The sequence below is a fragment of the Marinomonas sp. ef1 genome (genome assembly GCF_002806845.1).
GTDB classification, from domain to species: Bacteria; Pseudomonadota; Gammaproteobacteria; order Pseudomonadales; family Marinomonadaceae; genus Marinomonas; species Marinomonas polaris.
The window spans coordinates 344,216-362,327 of the sequence record NZ_NHTT01000002.1 but is presented as its reverse complement, the minus strand read 5'-3'; the positions used below and the strand labels follow the sequence as shown (position 1 = coordinate 362,327).

Genomic DNA, 18,112 nt, shown 5'->3' with positions numbered 1-18,112 from the left:
AGGGTAAGAAAAAAGCGAAGCCAACAAATCAAGGTTAGCTTCGCCATTTTTTAAATGTCGCAGAGGTTTTAAGAATTCAGTGCTTGATTATTTTTTGATTTGTTAATGCGGCCAATAAGAAAACCACCTAATAAGCCAAGCAAAATTGCGATACCCCAATAACCGTATTTTTCAAACAAGTTAGTATTGATCAAAGATAAGGTTTCATTACCTCGATATACTTGTCGCTGAATCGTTTGATCTTGGAAGGCGATTTGCTGACTAACAAATAGATTAAGTTGTGCTTCCGGCTTTTCATTTAATCCAGCTACGCGCCAACGCCATTGCAAACGACCATTTTGAACGACTGCGCTAGCGATGCGATCACTGATCATTTGAATATCACTGTCAGTGACTAATTCTGCTTGATAGACCTGGCCGGAAAGCGAAGGACGAACGTCTGCAGAAACCAAAATTTCAAAATTATTATGCAAAGCAATTTCATTAGGTAATTGCCACTGTACGTTCTGCAATGCGGAGCTCATTTGCGATTGCAAAGCTTCTATTGCTGCGGTTACTGAGATACCACTATTTTCGTTTGTTTCCAACGCTTGTTGAGTACTGGCTAGGCGAGCAGACAATGCACTAAGTTCCGCTTGACTGGCAGCAAGTTCTTCTCCAGCAGTGTTAAGCTGAGCGGTTAGCACTGTGTTATTTTGTTGAGCTTGAGCTAGTTTATTATCAAGATCTTTCCAGCGAGCCTCATAATCAGCACCTTCATCAAGTGCTGATTCCAACTTCAAGACATCACTTTTATATTCTTCAATAAGCGATTTTTGCCTTACCAGTTGGTTTTTTAAGTCAGCCAGCTCAATCCGCATCTGCGAATTTTCACGCTCGTAATCTGAATTATTATTCGCAACAGGCTGAATAATTGGAGTGCTCAATTGCGGCACTTTTTCGGAGCGAGCAGAGTCATCACCACCTAACGAATGAATTTTGTCCCATAAAACTTGATGCTGAGCTCTTGCGTCAGATAAAGCACCACCTAACATCAAATTTTCTTTTTTAAGGGCTGTAAGTCGTTTTTGATTGGCTTGATTGTCAGCTTCTAAATTAGCATATTTACCTTGTAATTCAGCATTGTCGCCTAACAAAGCAAAATAGCTTTGTTTAAAGTCATCTTGTGATGTAGGCAAATTTTCTAAGCTAGAAACCTGCTGTTTTAATGAAGAGTTTTCATTTTCCAACTGACCGATACGACGCATGAGTAAATCATTATCTAATTTTAATGCGGCATAGCGTGATTCAAGCGATTCTCGTAATTTCTTTTGCTCTTCTAATACCGCTAAAGAATTGGCGCTTGACGGTGACTTCTGCAGCTTAGCTATGATGATGTCTTTTTCATCAAGAGATTTATTTAAGGAAGCAAGCTGCCTTTTGTTATTCGCAAGTTGTTTTTGTAGGGAATCAATAAGAGAGTTTTTTGCCCCTACCTCTTTTTCTAATTCCATTTCTTTTGCGCTAACAACTGGGGCTTGAGGTGTGGTTTGAGATACTGATTCGGTAGAACTTGCAGTCGGCTCAATAACAGAGTCAGTTTGCTGGCGTGAGGATGTCGTACAGGCAGACATCATTAGGCCCAAGGTAATAGGAATCAAAATCGTCGTACGTGCTTTCATTTTTCGCTCCTTAATAAACTCAAGGTCGACAATAGGTTACCACTCTTATGCCAGAATTAAGTATAGAATGCAAAGAAGTAGTAAAGACAATTCTCCAAACAATATCAAACAAACCATAAAAAAGCCCTTGGGGTGAAATCCACAAGGGCTTTAATTAACTTAATGTATTAGTCAGTGTTGTTAGGCGAGACTTTTAGAAATCACCTCATAAACATCTTTAGACAAATCTTCCGCTAAAATACGTTCAAGTTCAGCTTTCATCATGACACTTAGCTCTGGCTGCATTTTTTTCCAGCGAGTTAATGGTGTACAAAGTCTAGAAGCAATTTGCGGATTACGCTTATTTAACACAATGATTTGATCAGCCAAGAAATGGTAACCGCTGCCATCCTCTTTATGAAAGCCAGCAACACTTTGGCCAAATCCACCCAAGACAGAGCGTACTTTATTTGGGTTTTTCAAATCAAAAGCAGGATGTGCCATCAAATCTTTGACGGTAGCCAACGCTGTTTGTTGCTCTTGGCTTGCACTTAACATTAGCCATTTATTCACAACCAATGGCTCAGACTTCCACTGCTCATAGAAAGCAGCCAGTAGCTCCGCTGCCTTATTATGTTGAGAATTCACAGCAATAGAAAGCGCAGCAAATTGATCTGTCATGTTATTTGCAGTCTTGAATTGCGTCACAACCTCTTGCTGAGCAAGCTCACTATCAGCTTCAAGCCAATAAGATAACGCTATATTTTTCAGGGAACGATGAGCTATATCTTGCGCAGTCGCTTTGTATTCACCTTGGATTTTATGTTTGCGATAAACACGTTCAAAGTCAGGCGACAATGCATTCGCCAACTGAATTTTTAAATATTGGCGAGCTTGTTTGATAGCGGCTGGATAAATTGGATTTGCTAGCTCAGATAAATACGCTTGGCTTGGCAAAGCCAGAATCAATGCAACCATGGCTGGGTCTAGCGTTTCATCATTTAATAAGGCCTTAAAGCCATGAACTAATTGAGAATCGATAGATAGTGCTTTTCCTTCAATTGCCTGATTGATTAACGTGGTAATTTCGTTAACTGCCAATTGTTGCGATGCACTCCAGCGGTTAAAACCATCAGAATCTGCAGACAACAATAGCAATAAATCCTTAGAAGAATAGTCATAACGTAATTTCACTGGCGCTGAAAAGCCGCGTAGTAAAGATGGCACAGGCTTCGCGGTTAAACCGCTAAACTCGAACTCTTGCTCGCTAGATTTCAAATGCAGCACATGATCTTCTGCAACAACACCATTTACTTCAGCAGACAAAGCTACGCCCTGCTCATCAAGCAAACCAACACGGACCGGAATATGCAGTGGCAATTTTGTTGGTTGACCTGGAGTGACTGGCGTATCTTGTTTCATCGTTAAACGATACGTTCCTGTTGCCTCGTCAAAGCTATCTGTCACTGTAACAATCGGCGTACCTGCTTGAGAGTACCAGCGTTTGAATTGAGAAAGGTCAAAGCCAGATGCATCTTGCATTGCAGCAACAAAATCGTCACAGGTCACGGCTTGTCCATCGTGACGATCAAAATACAAATCTGAACCAGCACGGAACTTTTCAGCACCTAACAATGTATGAATCATGCGGACAATTTCCGCGCCTTTTTCATAGACAGTCAGAGTGTAAAAGTTAGAAATTTCGATGAAGGATGCTGGACGTACAGGATGAGCCATTGGACCCGCATCTTCAGCAAATTGCGCTGTTTTAAGGAAAGAAACGTCTTCTACACGTTTCACTGTTTCGGAATGCATGTCTGCAGAGAAGGTTTGATCACGGAATACAGTAAAACCTTCTTTTAAGCTCAACTGAAACCAATCACGGCAAGTAACACGGTTACCGGACCAGTTATGGAAATATTCGTGAGCAACAATCGCTTCTACGCGTAAGTAGGTATCGTCGGTTGTGGTTTCTGGGCTGGCTAACAAACAAGACGAATTAAAAATATTCAGCCCTTTGTTTTCCATCGCACCCATATTGAAATCATCCACGGCAACGATCATAAAAATATCCAGATCGTATTCGCGCCCGTAGGTTTCTTCATCCCAACTCATAGAGCGTTTTAGCGCTTCCATTGCGTAATCGACTTTGTCGATGTTATGAGACTCAGTAAAAATTTGCAGTTTAATATCGCGTTTACTCAGTGTCGTAAACACATCATTTTTTACCGCAAGATCCCCTGCAACCAAAGCAAAAAGATAAGCAGGCTTAGGGAATGGGTCGTGCCATACAACAACCGTTTTGCCTTCATCAGTTTTACCACGCTCCACTTCATTACCGTTAGATAACATCACTGGATAACGGGCTTCGTCAGCAATGATAGTGGTAGTAAACACTGACATTACATCAGGACGATCGAGGTAATAGGTAATGTGGCGGAAACCTTCGGCTTCACACTGTGTACAGAACATAGAAGACGAACGATATAGACCTTCTAGGCGTGTGTTGTTTTGCGGCTCAATCAAGGTTTCACAGGTCAGAACAAATTCATCCGCGGTCGCTGTAATAATCAGTTTGTCTTCACTGATTCGGTACTCCTCTGGAGGTAGCGCATAGTCATCCATGGCAACACCTATCAGTTTAACGTCTTCACCACCGTCTAGAATCAAAGGTGCTGTCGATTTACCAAAGGCTGGATTACGGCGCATATGCAGACGAGAAGTAACGATCGTTGTCGCTTCATCTAGATCAAATGTGAGTTCTGTTTTATCAATTAGAAAAGGAGGGACTTTATAGTCTTTCAAATAAATCGCTGAAGGTTGACTCTCTTTCATGTGCTCTCTCCTAAAAGTTCAGTGTCGCTTGATAACCAGTGTATTTACGAATGTTTATCACGCCAGTGTCTAGCATCCAATATTGGCCTTTAATCCCCATCAAAGTACCTTCGATGAGAGGCGTTTTTTCTGCGTTAAGGCTGGTAATTTTGGTTGGGTATTCTAAAACTGGGTAGGTAAATTCATGAGTTTCATTTTCATCGGATAAATCGGTAATGGACTGCAACCCAAATTCATGTTGCAAGGAATCCAGTCCTTCATAAAGTCGATCAATTAAACGTTCTTGCTCTTGCTCAAGATCCATCTCAATGGATGATCCTTTGAGCATATTGCGCCAATTAGTTTTATCCGCCACTTGGGTTTTAAATAAGGTTTCGACTAAGCCTGACATTCTGCGGTTTTGTACTCTAAACAAAGCCCTAGCTTGTGTTGCCCCTTGATCAATCCATCGCGTAGGCAATTGATCGCCTCGAGTAATGCCTACTTTTAAAGCTGATGAATTAGCCAAATAAACATAATGGCTTTGCATGCAATACTGCTCAGCCCATTCAGGCTCTCGGCAGGTTCCTAAGTGAAAGTGACACTTTTCTGGACTCATGATGCAAGTGTCGCAAGCGGCCAATTTCCGAAAGCAATTAAAGCAAAAACCTTGGCTAAACGATTTCTTTGTTACCTTGCCGCAATTAACACAATGAATCGTTCCATCAAGATGCAAAGATACTTTTTTGCCCAGCAGGTCATTAACCAACACACGATCATTCCCCAAATTCAGATGGTAATAAACTTGGCCATCATGAACCTCAGTCGACATTTTTTTAAGATTGCCCTGCAACATCAAACTTGTCCCTCAGGACCATCGCCAACCCATTTAATGGTGTCTTGTTCTTTAGCAGGGTCTTTTTTACCGACGTTTTTATGACCTGTGGTGTCGATGTAACCAACACGATCTTTTTCTTCTTTATTGCTGTAGTCATAAGTTATAACAGCTTGAAGACATAATTCTGTTTGATCAGGCGTCAATCTCACACCATTGGGCCATTTACCAAGTTCCACTGCTTGTTTCAGTCTGACGTACACTTCAGGCGACATATTGTCGATCATTTCTTTAAAATTCATTTTTCGTATCTCCCCGCGTTCAAGCAGGCTGTTGTTAAAATCTGATAAGTAAAATATAAAGTGAAATCTATAAGTTGAAATACAGGCATAGGCCTAGTCTAACTAACTTTGACGGTGTTTTGTCGCGAGCCAATAAATAACACCAAGCACTAATCCTGACAGCAAACCAATGGTATGAGCCGTATTGGCAATACTGCCAAGACCTAACATTTCAGGAAAAGGCGTATAACCTATACCCAGCCAAACCACAAAGAACACCATCAATTGTTTGCTGATAATGATTGGCCAGCGCTTACTTAAAACAGGCAAAAGCCATGCAAAACCAATTAAACCGTACACCACACCAGATAAACCACCAAACAAAGGGTAACCACTTATCTGATACTGTAAAACGTTACTTAGTACAGCAATGATGACAACACCAACACTCCAAACGACCGATCCTAGAATACGCTCTAATTTACCGCCAATATCCCAGATCCATAAGGTGTTAAAGACAATATGGAGCACACTAAAATGCAATAATGCTGGAGTAAAAAAACGCCAATACTCACCTTTAGAGAAGACTTCAGCCAAATCATAAAAGTAAATATGCCCATTTTTAATATCGAATGGACTGATAGAAAAGTAGCCAACTGTCTTGATGTCTGCGCCAAGTTGAGTAATCACCGCCACCAGCAAAGTTAACAATAATAAGATTGTCGTTACTGGCGACAATTTGAGCTGAGAAATAACCCCACCCTTAGAGGTTGTTCTAACTACAGAAGCTGGTTTGGCTTGCTGCAACAACGCTGGATCGTCTTTCCAAATCGTCATAAGTTGTTCAACTGCGGGTAATTGGCTTGGATCCAACAACCACAATTCATTATGACCATCTTTGAAAATAATTTGGTGTGCAACTTTATGGTGCCACAAGGCTTCGGTTAACCCTTTAGGGTCTTCTGTTTCTTTGAACTGATAGACAAAATACATGGAGCCCCTAAAGAGGATATATTTATAAAATGATTAAAAATTTAACTACAACCCAACGGTTTAAGGTCGGTAACTTGATTGCCAACCTAGCTTGTCACGACACACGTTATAAAAGTCATGATTTTTAGGGTGTATTAGTCGAATTCCACCGGCTTTTTTAGTGATGTGGATCTCATCTCCTGGTGCTGCTGTAATATTAAGCTGGCCATCGCAACTGACGCTTGGGTAAGTAAGGTTAGATTCACATACTACAATGCGGATTCTTGCATTTGCATCAATCACGATAGGTCGATTACTTAACGTGTGTGGATGCATCGGCACCAAGACTAAGGCATCTAATTTAGGCAGCATAATCGGGCCACCAGCAGACAGCGCGTAAGCCGTTGAGCCTGTTGGCGTGGCAACAATTAAACCGTCTGATTTTTGATTCATCACAAACTGATCGTCTATAAATAGATCAAAACGAATCATTCGAGCAGACTTACCAGGGTGAAGAACCAAATCATTGAGCGCAATACCTTCGCCACTAGGACGATTCTGACGCTTGATTTTCGCTTCAATCATAAAGCGCTTTTCTTCATGGTATTCACCACGAAAAATAGGATCTAATTCTTCTTGAAGATTGTGTGGAGAGATATCTGTTAGAAAACCCAACGTACCTCGGTTGATACCTAGCACAGGAATGTCGTAATTACATATTGCTCTAGCAGCGCCAAGGAAACTACCGTCACCTCCCACTACCATGACCATATCACAATGATCACCTAACTCTTTTAATGCCGAAGATGCGACTTTCACGCCCGGCATCATGGTCGCCAATTGGTCTTCAAGCACCGGGGCAATGTCTTTTTCTTGAAGATACTCCATCAGTTTCTTAACCGTATCAAGAATCTGAGGTTTATCTAATCGAGCAATAATACCAACACGTCTAAAAAGACTCATGTGTCATTCTCTTCCCGTCTATCGATGTAAACAAATCAACCCACTAAAGTATTTATAACGGTTTTTATTTTTCGCATGGGTTTTACATAAGTTGGGCAACTTTAACATGAAGACGCCAACTATCGCCATCTCGTTAAGAACACGCGTAGGGATTAGTATCTTTTGAATATCCTCGCCAGCCTTGCAAACCGCCCGTATGGATAAATAATGTACGGTGATATGGCCACGCACCCTCTTTCATCGCATTAAAAATAGCAAACATGCTTTTACTTGTATAAACAGGATCAAGCGGGTAGTTAGGATTTACTTGTGCAAACTCTCTCATAAAGATGATTAAGGCAGGACTGTGTTTGGCGTAACCACCTTCATGACAATCGGAGTGAAAAAACAATTTTGCATCTAAGCTCTCTTTCGACATTGACTCAGCTGCTAGCTGACTTGCTAAGTCTAAAATTAAACTTCTTTGAGCGGGCTCACCTTTTAATGCACTGAATACATGTAAATCAGGCGTATTAATATTAGACAATAACCCTGCAGCGGTTGTCCCGGTTCCAGACGAGACAACCCAAGCATCGTATTTATTAGCAATAGCACTAATGTCGTTCGCCCAATCATGGCAGCCCATAGCGCCAAGGTCCCCACCACCACCCTCAGGAACCCAGTAGACATTATCGTGGTGTTTGTTTATTTCACTCACTATTTGTGAATCCATTCCAAGTCGATAATCGGATCTTAAAGAAGGCCATAACTCAACAGCATCTTCGACCATATCTCTTAAAGTAGGAGTCAATTGAGGCTGTAATTCTCCCCGAACAACAGCAACCGCTTTAAAAGACAAAGCTCTAAGTGTCATCCCAAAAGCATGAAGATGATTCGAAAAAGGTCCACCAAAGGTCGCGATGACAGAGGCGTTTTGTTTTTCGGCTGCTTTAAGGTGATGTTGCAGTTTATGCCATTTATTGCCCGGAGCATTAGGGTGTTCAAGATCGCCACGGTAAATATCTAATTCATATTGAATCTTAGGCGATTGCTGGCAAACTGGTGACAAAGTGATTGGCTGAATGAAAGACACAAATAAACCCAGTTACGGTAAATGGAAATCCTTTGCATAGTAACATGAGTTTTTAGAGGGGTATCACACACTTTTTTTCAACTCAGAAAAATCACTCTCATAGACGTTTCTTTGTTAAAATCTGCGCACTCATCATTTGTGGAGATGAACCATGATTCCAAAGCTTTCTGAAGTCTCGCCGATCCAGGCTAAATACCTTTCTTTCATCGAACGCCTGAAAGCTTCAGGATTCTCAGGAGACACCAATCCTGATTACGCCAATCGCGTTGTTCTGTCGACCGATAACTCAATTTATCAAGTATTACCTCAAGGAGTTATCTTCCCTAAGAATACCCAAGATATTCAGTTGTTGGTGCAGTTATCCAACCAAGAAGAATTTTACGATATCGTGTTAAGCCCTAGAGGCGGTGGAACAGGTACCAACGGTCAGTCGCTGACGGATGGATTAGTGATTGATCTATCCAAGCATATGAACCGTATTTTGGAAATTAACCCAGAAGAAGGTTGGGCTCGTGTTGAAGCTGGTGTGGTAAAAGATCAGCTAAATAAAGCCATAAAGCCCCATGGTTTGTTTTTCGCACCAGAATTATCAACCAGCAATCGTGCCACCATTGGCGGCATGATCAATACCGATGCCAGCGGACAAGGCTCGGTAATGTATGGAAAAACGCGAGACCACATTCTTTCACTCAAAACCGTATTGTTAGATGGGCATCTATTAGAATCTTCTCCTATAGATGACGAGACACTTACTAACATTCAAAGCGGTAGCGATTATTCTGCCCATGCTCACCGTGTTGTAGATAACATTCAGAAAAGCAAAGCCCAACAAATCAAAGAAACCTTTCCTGAACTTAACCGCTGCTTAACCGGCTATGATTTGGCTCACATTCGCACAGAGGATGGCCAATTCAATATGAACTCGGTGCTTTGCGGCTCAGAAGGCACATTAGGTTTTATTGTCGAAGCCAAAGTAAACCTTCTAGCTATTCCGACTTATGCAGCCTTAGTGAATATTCGTTATGACAGCTTTGAAGGTTCGCTTCGTCATGCTCGTGAACTACTGGCTGCTAAACCAACCTCTATCGAAACCGTCGACTCCAAAGTTCTCGGTCTTGCTAAAGGCGACATCATTTGGAACTCCGTATCTGAGTTTTTCCCAGAAAACACCGGGGAAAATATCCAAGGCATTAATCTAGTAGAATACACAGGGAATGATGAACAAGAAGTTGCCGATAAAATTAAGGTCCTAACCGACAAGCTAGATGCCTTAGCCAAACAAGGCGGTAGTAGCGCTCTTGGTTATACCATTGCCATGGGACACGACAGTGTTAACAAGCTTTGGACAATGCGTAAAAAATCCGTTGGTCTGCTCGGTAACGCTAAGGGAGAAAAACGCCCTATTCCCTTCGTCGAAGATACTGCTGTTCCGCCAGAAAATCTTGCAGATTTCATTATGGAATTTCGCGCCGTTCTAGACAGCTACAACGTGCAATATGGCATGTTCGGACACGTAGATGCGGGCGTATTACATGTTCGCCCAGCCCTTGATCTTAAGGATGAGTCTCAAGAGCCGATGATTAGAGAAATCACCGACAAGGTGGTTGCCCTCACTCAGAAATACAACGGCTTACTGTGGGGCGAGCATGGTAAAGGTGTTCGCTCTGAATACGCCCCAGCTTTTTTTGGCGAACTTTACCCAAGTGTTCAACAAGTGAAAGGCGCTTTCGATCCAAGAAATCAATTAAATCCTGGAAAAATTGCTACACCATTTGAACTCGGTGCTGATTTATTAAAAATCGATGCGGTACCTTTGCGTGGTCAATTTGATCGTCAGATTCCGCTTCAAAACCGCGATCAGTTTCAGGAAGGCATGTATTGCAACGGCAACGGCGCCTGCTATAACTTTGATCCAAATGATGCTATGTGCCCTTCCTGGAAAGGCACCCGAGATCGCCGTCATTCGCCAAAAGGTCGTGCCTCATTAATACGTGAATGGCTACGTGGAATGAGCCAGCAAGGCGTTGATACGGTTAAAGCAAGCAAAGACGCCAAAGATAGCAACTTTCTTTTCAGCTTCTTGCCAAGGCTTAAAAACACGTTAGCGAAACGTCGCGGAGACTATGATTTCTCCAACGAAGTTCACGAATCTATGATGGGCTGCTTGGCGTGCAAATCTTGTGTCGGCCAATGCCCAATTAAAGTCGATGTCCCAGAATTCAGGGCAAAATTCTTGGAGCTTTACTACAGCCGTTACCTGCGACCCGCCAAAGATTATCTTATCGGCTCGCTAGAATTCATGATGCCAACCATGGCGATATTTCCGCAGCCATACAATTGGTTGGTGAGCCGTAGTTGGGTGAATCACTTCAGTAGCAAGTACATAGGTTTGGCCGACAATCCCAAACTGAGCAAGCTCAATCTGAAAAAAGAAATGTCGCGTCGTGGCATTCGCTTAGCTACACCATTGGCCATTGAAGCCTTAAGTCCAAAAGACAGAACGCGCGCCGTTATTGTGGTGCAAGATGCTTTCACCAGTTACTTTGAAACCGAATTGGTACTAGACACTATGGAAACTCTAAGTCGTCTAGGCTTCCAAGCTTATCTCGCGCCTTACATGCCTAATGGCAAACCCTTACATGTACATGGTTTCATGAAAGCTTTTAACCGAACTGCTCGAAAGAACTTAGACATGCTGCAAAGCTTGGCATTTTATGGCTTACCATTTATCGGTATTGACCCTTCGATGACGCTTACTTATCGATCGGAATACACCAAAGCCTTTAGCGATAGTCGTCAAATACCGAACATCCAGTTGATGCAAGAATGGTTGATGAAAAAAAGTACACATCTCATTAAGCAGCCTTTGATGTGTGATAACTCAACTTACCACCTAATGACGCATTGCACAGAAAAAACCAATGCTGCAGCATCAATTCAAGATTGGCAAAAAGTGTACAGCATTTTAGGTCTGGAACTAAAAGTCGAAAACGTCGGTTGTTGTGGCATGGCGGGGACCTATGGTCATGAAACCGCCAATAAAGAAACCTCGAAAACCATTTATGACTTGTCTTGGAAAGAAAAAGTAACCGACCCTGGCTTACTCGGAAAGCTAGTGGCAACAGGCTACTCTTGCCGTAGCCAAGCCAAGCGTTTTGATGATGTTGCCATTCCTCATCCAGTGCAGGCAATCTTGAAGCATCTCCGAGAAGCACGAGTCGAGTAGTTTTAAACGCTTAAAGCTTATCAATAAGGCTCGGTTATTCGAGCCTTATCTATTTTTATTGAAGGAACACTATGTTATTACATGACAGCGCAGATGAACTTGGCCCAATTCGCATTTTTGATGATGGTCAATACCGCATCCTATCTTTTGCTGAAGGTGATGAGCAAAGTCGTATCCGCCTTTCTACTCCACATATTTTGCAGCACGAATACACTCAAGCCATGATGCTACCTTTACTATTCTGTGAGCCAAAACGAGTATGCATCTTAGGATTGGGCGGCGGCACTTTACTTAACGCGCTTCACCACACGGTTCCTGCAATTCATATCACAGCTGTTGAACTACGCCAAGAAGTGCTGGATGCGGCTGAAATGTATTTCAAATTACCTAGAGGCAAGCGCATCAGCTTGGAAGTCGCCAATGGAATTGATTACATGGCAGCAGGCCTAGCTAAGAAAGTCGATTTACTAATGACTGATCTTTATAACACAGAAGGAATGGATCGCTCGGTTCTTCAAGCAAGCTTTATTGAAAACTGTGCGAAAAATATCAAAGAAGATGGTTGGTTAGCTTTAAATTGCTGGATTGATCAAAAGAATAATCATGACCTCACCACTGTGATTAAGCAGCACTTTAACGATGTCAGAGCCTTGGATACGGGAAGTGGTAACTGGGTGATCATTGCAGGCAAAAGAATGAACCACAGCAACGCCAAAGAACTCAAAGCCGCCGCGCAAAAGCTAAGTGATAAAATGGGCTTCCAGTTAACTAAATGGCTATCTAGGTTGTCGGAAATTTAAAAACCTACATAACGAATCTATTGAGGGGCACAAATAAAGTATTTGTATATCCAAGGCTAGAAACAAATATCACTTAACAATAGAAATAATTTTCATTTAGAAATAGAATTGGATATGAAGTCCCCATGAACTTATGATGACTATTCTACATTTAGACTACTGACGACTATTAATATGAAACCAAAAATGCGCTTATTGACCTCTTCATTAGCAATGTTATTTATCACCTCCCCATCTATTGTTTTTGCCAGTGGTGAGGTAAATATTTATTCAGCCCGTAAAGAGGCTTTGATTGCGCCAGCACTAGACGCTTATTCTAAAAAATATCGCGTGAATGTAAACCTAGTTACTGGCGACGCTGATATATTATTAAATCGCCTTAAAGCCGAAGGTGATGCAAGCCCAGCTGATATTTTCATTACGGTTGATGCTGGTCGCCTTTTTCGAGCTAAGGAAGCAGGTGTACTACGAACCTTTGAGACCGATACATTAAATGAAGTTATACCAAATAATTTAAAAGACCCTGAAGGCTATTGGTATGGTTTATCGCAGCGTGCACGTATTATTTTTTACAACCCCAAAAAAGTCTCTAATTCAGAACTTTCAACTTATGAAGATTTAGCAAGTCCAAAGTGGAAAGGACGCCTATGCACTCGCTCCTCTTCTAACATTTATAATCAGTCATTAGTTGCCTCTATGATCTCTGCGAATGGTCAAGAAAAAACCCTTGAATGGATCAAAGGGTTTGTTAATAATTTATCTCGACCTCCTTTTGGTGGCGATACAGATTTACTAAACGCGGTATCAGTTGGCGTCTGTGATGTCACCCTAGCCAATTCTTATTACTATGGTCGACTTGGTCAAAGTGATGACCCAAAAGAACGTGAGATTTATAATAACGTCGCCCTATTCTGGCCTAATCAAGGTGAAAACGAGCGTGGTGCTCATGTTAATGTTAGTGGGATAGGTATAACCGCATCTGCATCCAATGTACGTAACGCTCGTCGCTTAGTCGATTTCCTAACAAATGAGGAAAGCCAAACCTGGTATGCACAAGCAAATACCGAATATCCTGTCGTTGAAGGGATAGCACCACCTAAAAGCTTACAACCATTTGGAGAGTTTAAAGCAGACTCTCTATCTCTTAGCGCCTTAGGAGAAAATAACAGATTGGCCGTAGAGTTAATGAATAAGGGTGGCTGGAAGTAAGTTACAGCCCTTTCCACTAAAAAGCGATCAAAAAAATGCCAGCGCCCTTAATAAGGAAGCTGGCATTTTTATTATTATATGAATTCGATCTGAACTAACGATGTTTATATATAGCGGCAGAATTAATATCTTCAATTGTGGCCGTTCCAGCTAACGCCATGGCGACTTCTAATTCTTCGCGAAGAATACGCAACATATGCGCAACACCTGCCGCTCCCGCTACAGCCAATGCATAAATCTGTGGCCGCCCAATCAAAACAGCATTAGCACCAAGTGCAACAGCCTTAAAAACATCTGTTCCACGCTGTATACCGCCATCCATTAAAAGCGTAAAACTCTCTCCTACCGCTTGACGAATATCGGGTAAAACTTCAATCGCACTTGGCACGCAGTCCAATGTTCGACCACCATGATTAGATACAACCACGCCTTTTGCCCCTATAGACTTAGCTTTAATTGCATCAGAAGGATGTAAAATACCTTTTACTACTATCGGTAATTCAGTTTGCTTTATTAGCCAAGCGATGTCTTCCCAAGTTGGAGCTTCGCTCATCATACCTTGAAAAACGATACTTTGATCCGGTGTAAAAGAGTTGGAGGGCAACGGAGGGCGATTAGCAAGATTAATAGCCGTAATACCTTCCGGTAAAGTGAAATTTGCTCTTTGTGCACGATTACGGATTCCGTGAATGGCCGAATCTACAGTGACAACAAGAGCGGTATAGCCTGACTTCTCCGCTCGACGAACAAGTTCTAAATTGAAGCCTCGATCCAATTGCCAATACAACTGAAACCATTTTTGGCTAGATAGTTCTTTGGATACATCCTCAATAGAATGACTCGCCAAGGTACTTACCATCATGCCAACATCTAAAGCACTTGCCGCTTTTGCAGTGGCAATTTCACCTGCATGATGCACCATAGTTTGAAAGGCAACTGGCGCCAACATGATGGGTGAACGCCAAGATTCACCAAGCACAGTAGTCGCTGTCGTTCCTTGGGTAACATCATTTAATACTCTAGGCCAAAGCTGAATCGCATCAAGTGCAGAGCGATTATGCTTCAGTGTAAGCTCATCACCACCACCGCCATAAATATATTCATAAATGGCATGAGGTAACATTTCTTTTGCAAGGCGTTGGTAGTCAGCAACACAAAGAGCATCATTTGGAATAATCGAAGCTGTCATTTAGGTATCTACATGTAGTCGAATTAAACGGTGGTATAAGGCACTTAGACTAACCACTTGAGGATTATCTAAACCATGCTCTGTGCCTAATACTTGAATATTTTGATCAAGATCGAAAAGAATTTCACGTTGCTCATGATCTCGTACCATGCTTTCAATCCACAGAAAGCTGGCGAGTCGCTGACCTTTTGTTACAGGTAACACCTGATGTAAACTGGTAGAAGGGTATAAAACCATATCACCTGCCTGTAATTTTATCTGATGCTCACCATACGTATCTTTAATACAAAGCTCGCCACCTTCGTACTCGCTCGGGTCATTCAAAAAAATTGTCGCAGATAAATCCGTTCTTAGTCTCACCGGTGTGCCAGGAATAATGCGAATAGCATTATCAACATGCCAGCCATAATGACCGCCATTTTGATAACAATTAAACATGGGAGAAGAGATTTTCAAAGGCAATGCCGCTGAGACAAATTTAGCGGCTTCTGATAACACTTGTAGTATGTGATCGCCTAATTGTTGCGCTAATTTACTTTCGGGATTCAACTGCTGGTTTTGTTTAACGTGAACGGATTGAGCTCCAGCGCTACTTAAACCATTTTCCCAATCGGCAGAATTCAAATGCTGTCGATACTGCTGGAGTTCATGCTCAGACAACACATTTGGAATAGTAATTAACATACTTCTTCTCAGTAGAAACAGATAGACACAATTAGGATTACGCCTAATTGTGTCTATGGTTAGGTTTTTATGATAGAGGTATTAGAACTTATATTTTGCTGTCACGCTAGCAGAGCGACCAGCACCAAGATAAGCAATACTGCCACCACGGTAAATCGCTGTGTAGTATTCTTTATCGGTTAAGTTTTGCACATTGGCTTGAATATCGAAGTTTTTATTCACTTGGTAGGTCGCAAAAACGTCATAAACAGTATATGCAGGCGTCTCAATTACATTAGTATCCAATGACCCTTCATCTGGCTGGCCGCCAAGCATTTCGCTCGAATGAGTTGCAATCGCACCAAATGCAAACGCAGGAGTGAATTGATACTTCAGCTGTACATTAAAACTTTGCTCTGCAAAGTTTGCTTTTGCACCACCAACGCGGTTAGGGTATGAGACAGCACCACCACGACCAGTACTTGCATGAGTTCCATCCCAGTAAGATTTAAGTGTTTCAGAATCCATAAGCGCTAAACCAGCCTGACCACTTAATTTATCAGTAATATTGCCAGATAAACCTAACTCAACTCCGCGCACTCTGTTCTCACCAGTATTAAAAGTTCCGCCAGAATTATATGAATCAACTCCTGACTCAATAACATCACTTTTAGTAATTTGAAATAAAGCTGCAGTGAGTAGTAACTTGTGATTCATTAGGTTCCATTTTGTACCCAATTCTAAATTCGTAGATGTTTCTGGTTTAGCAGCCTTATAGTTTCCATTTTGATCGGTACACAGACCACCATAACCACAGCTTGTCCCAGCATCAATTTCACCGCCATTAATGTTGGATGAAGTCGACCAAGTAGCATAAACATTACCATGCTCCCATGGAGAATAAACGGCGCCTAAATGCCCGTTCCAAACACCATCTGAAAATTGATATTTTGTACTATTTGCAATGTCGTTCAATTTGTAGTCAAAATAGTCATAACGAGCACCACCATGAACTTCCCAATCATCTGATAAGGTGACTGTATCCATTAAATAAACAGAAATAGTTTCAAGCGTCAGTTTGCTAGAGGCTGAATTTCTAGTCACTGTTCCTTGAAATAAATTGTTATCGGCATTATACGGATCATTAAGAGTGGCACTATTTGTTGAACTATAGTCGTGGTCACCAATCTTAGTCTGTTCATTTGCATACTCAACACCAGTAACTATAGTGTTACGCTTACCAAATAAATCCGTATCCCAGATAAAATTTGTCTGATTTCCAAGATATTTATTTTCTTGCCAAGCATCAAAATTGCGAACATTCGTAATAACACTTCTGGTCCAACCGTCTTGATAAGCAGAGACAACATAGTCATTTGTTGTCTCACCATAACGAGTTTTGTTTTCTACTCGTAAGTCATCGGTAAGATAAGCACTCACTTTTATCGTTGCGATATCCGCTTCACTTTTTTTGAAATCTAGCCCTTTTTGACCAACATAATCATATTTATTAAATGACTCTGTTGTACGGTTAAAAGCATGCCCAACATCTTCTTTATCATTCCCTCGAAAATAGTAATAGTCCGCATTAATAGCAACATCAGCATTTGGCTCATAAACACCAGATAACAAGAACCCTTTATGCTCAATTCCTGCTGGTGCGCGATCAGGGACATCTGCTTCTGAGTAAAGCGCATTAAAACGCACGGCAACTTCGTCATTAATCGCCTTATTAGTGTCAAGGGTATAACGTTGCTTACTATCCGCCCCAAGCGTGCCGCTAATGATAGAAAAATCTTCATCATAAGATGGCTTCTTCGTCACAGAGTTAACGGCACCGCCGGTTGTACCACGGCCGCCAAATGTCGAGCTTGGGCCTTTAGATATTTCAACTTGCTCTAGGGCAAAGGTTTCACGAGAAATCAATCCAGGCTCACGCAATCCATCAGTATAAACATCGCTACGCGCTTCATAACCACGAATAATGTAACGATCACCAAAGGAGTTGCCGCCTTCTCCTGTACCTAAAGTAATACCTGGTTGTGCGCTCAAAATACTTTCTAAGTCTGTTTTACCAGACTCTTCAATCGAATCTTTTGTCAAAACGGTAACCGTTTTTGGGGTCTCAGCGATATCACGGGTGTATCTAGAATCAGACATCTTTTTGGCTTTGTATGGTGCGCCCTGCTCACCATATGGATTCGCATCACTCGCAAGCTCTGACTCTTCTATCACTAAAGTATTTAAATCCGCTTCCTCCGCCTTTACTTGGCTAGATAATGCAGCGGAAACAGCTATGGCAATTCCTGTTAGCATCAATGGATGGCGACGAGTGTTCTCTAATAAACTACTGCTTAGATCTTTATTCACGTTAAGAAACCTTAATTAAATACAACTTACAAAGTTAGTAGGAATAGTGTAAATGATTTCGGTTATTATTTACATTTA

At 41.7% G+C, this 18,112-nt stretch carries 13 protein-coding genes; 3 read left to right on the top strand and 10 right to left on the bottom strand.

The features are described 5' to 3' along the window. Positions 1-68: 68 nt before the first annotated feature. From CCS02_RS04105 to CCS02_RS04075, 7 genes are all read right to left on the bottom strand, one after another. Complete coding sequence (locus CCS02_RS04105; protein WP_100635887.1) at positions 69-1,661, bottom strand: hypothetical protein; 1,593 nt, start codon at positions 1,659-1,661, stop codon at positions 69-71. Between the two features lie 180 nt (positions 1,662-1,841). Continuing rightward, the gene (gene pepN, locus CCS02_RS04100; RefSeq protein WP_100635886.1) at positions 1,842-4,475 is read right to left on the bottom strand and encodes an aminopeptidase N; all 2,634 of its coding nucleotides are present in this window, start codon (positions 4,473-4,475) and stop codon (positions 1,842-1,844) included. Between the two features lie 10 nt (positions 4,476-4,485). Further along, positions 4,486-5,310 (bottom strand): DUF2797 domain-containing protein, encoded by an 825-nt coding sequence (locus CCS02_RS04095; RefSeq protein WP_100635884.1) that lies wholly within the window; start codon positions 5,308-5,310, stop codon positions 4,486-4,488. After that, positions 5,310-5,591: a YeaC family protein gene (locus CCS02_RS04090; protein ID WP_072839098.1), complete on the bottom strand. Its 282-nt coding sequence runs from the start codon at positions 5,589-5,591 to the stop codon at positions 5,310-5,312. Before CCS02_RS04090 ends, CCS02_RS04095 begins: the two co-directional genes overlap by 1 nt. Positions 5,592-5,693: 102 nt before the next feature. Beyond that, positions 5,694-6,563: a rhomboid family intramembrane serine protease gene (locus tag CCS02_RS04085; RefSeq protein WP_100185796.1), complete on the bottom strand. Its 870-nt coding sequence runs from the start codon at positions 6,561-6,563 to the stop codon at positions 5,694-5,696. 60 nt (positions 6,564-6,623) lie between these two features. Continuing rightward, positions 6,624-7,505 (bottom strand): NAD(+) kinase, encoded by an 882-nt coding sequence (locus tag CCS02_RS04080; RefSeq protein ID WP_012069864.1) that lies wholly within the window; start codon positions 7,503-7,505, stop codon positions 6,624-6,626. A gap of 133 nt (positions 7,506-7,638) precedes the next feature. Continuing rightward, positions 7,639-8,577, bottom strand: a complete 939-nt coding sequence (locus tag CCS02_RS04075; protein WP_100635883.1) for a 1-aminocyclopropane-1-carboxylate deaminase/D-cysteine desulfhydrase — start codon at positions 8,575-8,577, stop codon at positions 7,639-7,641. Positions 8,578-8,728: 151 nt separating this feature from the next. On the opposite strand from CCS02_RS04075, the gene ydiJ reads away from it, so the two are divergent. The 3 genes from ydiJ to CCS02_RS04060 all read left to right on the top strand — a co-directional run bounded on the left by ydiJ (position 8,729) and on the right by CCS02_RS04060 (position 13,812). Beyond that, the gene (gene ydiJ / locus CCS02_RS04070; RefSeq protein WP_100635882.1) at positions 8,729-11,803 is read left to right on the top strand and encodes a D-2-hydroxyglutarate dehydrogenase YdiJ; all 3,075 of its coding nucleotides are present in this window, start codon (positions 8,729-8,731) and stop codon (positions 11,801-11,803) included. Between the two features lie 71 nt (positions 11,804-11,874). Beyond that, a complete protein-coding gene (locus tag CCS02_RS04065) occupies positions 11,875-12,603 on the top strand; it encodes a spermidine synthase (RefSeq protein WP_100635881.1) in 729 nt (242 codons plus the stop codon). 174 nt (positions 12,604-12,777) lie between these two features. Continuing rightward, positions 12,778-13,812 carry an extracellular solute-binding protein gene (locus tag CCS02_RS04060; protein WP_100635880.1) on the top strand — a complete coding sequence of 345 codons (1,035 nt, stop codon included), beginning with the start codon at positions 12,778-12,780 and terminating at the stop codon, positions 13,810-13,812. 94 nt (positions 13,813-13,906) lie between these two features. Here the strand turns inward: CCS02_RS04060 and CCS02_RS04055 are convergent, their stop codons facing one another. The 3 genes from CCS02_RS04055 to CCS02_RS04045 all read right to left on the bottom strand — a co-directional run bounded on the left by CCS02_RS04055 (position 13,907) and on the right by CCS02_RS04045 (position 18,034). Then, a complete protein-coding gene (locus tag CCS02_RS04055) occupies positions 13,907-15,001 on the bottom strand; it encodes an alpha-hydroxy acid oxidase (protein ID WP_100635879.1) in 1,095 nt (364 codons plus the stop codon). Continuing rightward, on the bottom strand, positions 15,002-15,685 hold the full coding sequence (locus CCS02_RS04050; protein ID WP_100635878.1) for a Fe2+-dependent dioxygenase: 684 nt from the start codon (positions 15,683-15,685) through the stop codon (positions 15,002-15,004). A gap of 81 nt (positions 15,686-15,766) precedes the next feature. Then, positions 15,767-18,034 carry a TonB-dependent receptor gene (locus CCS02_RS04045; RefSeq protein WP_100635877.1) on the bottom strand — a complete coding sequence of 756 codons (2,268 nt, stop codon included), beginning with the start codon at positions 18,032-18,034 and terminating at the stop codon, positions 15,767-15,769. Between the last annotated feature and the right edge of the window lie 78 nt (positions 18,035-18,112).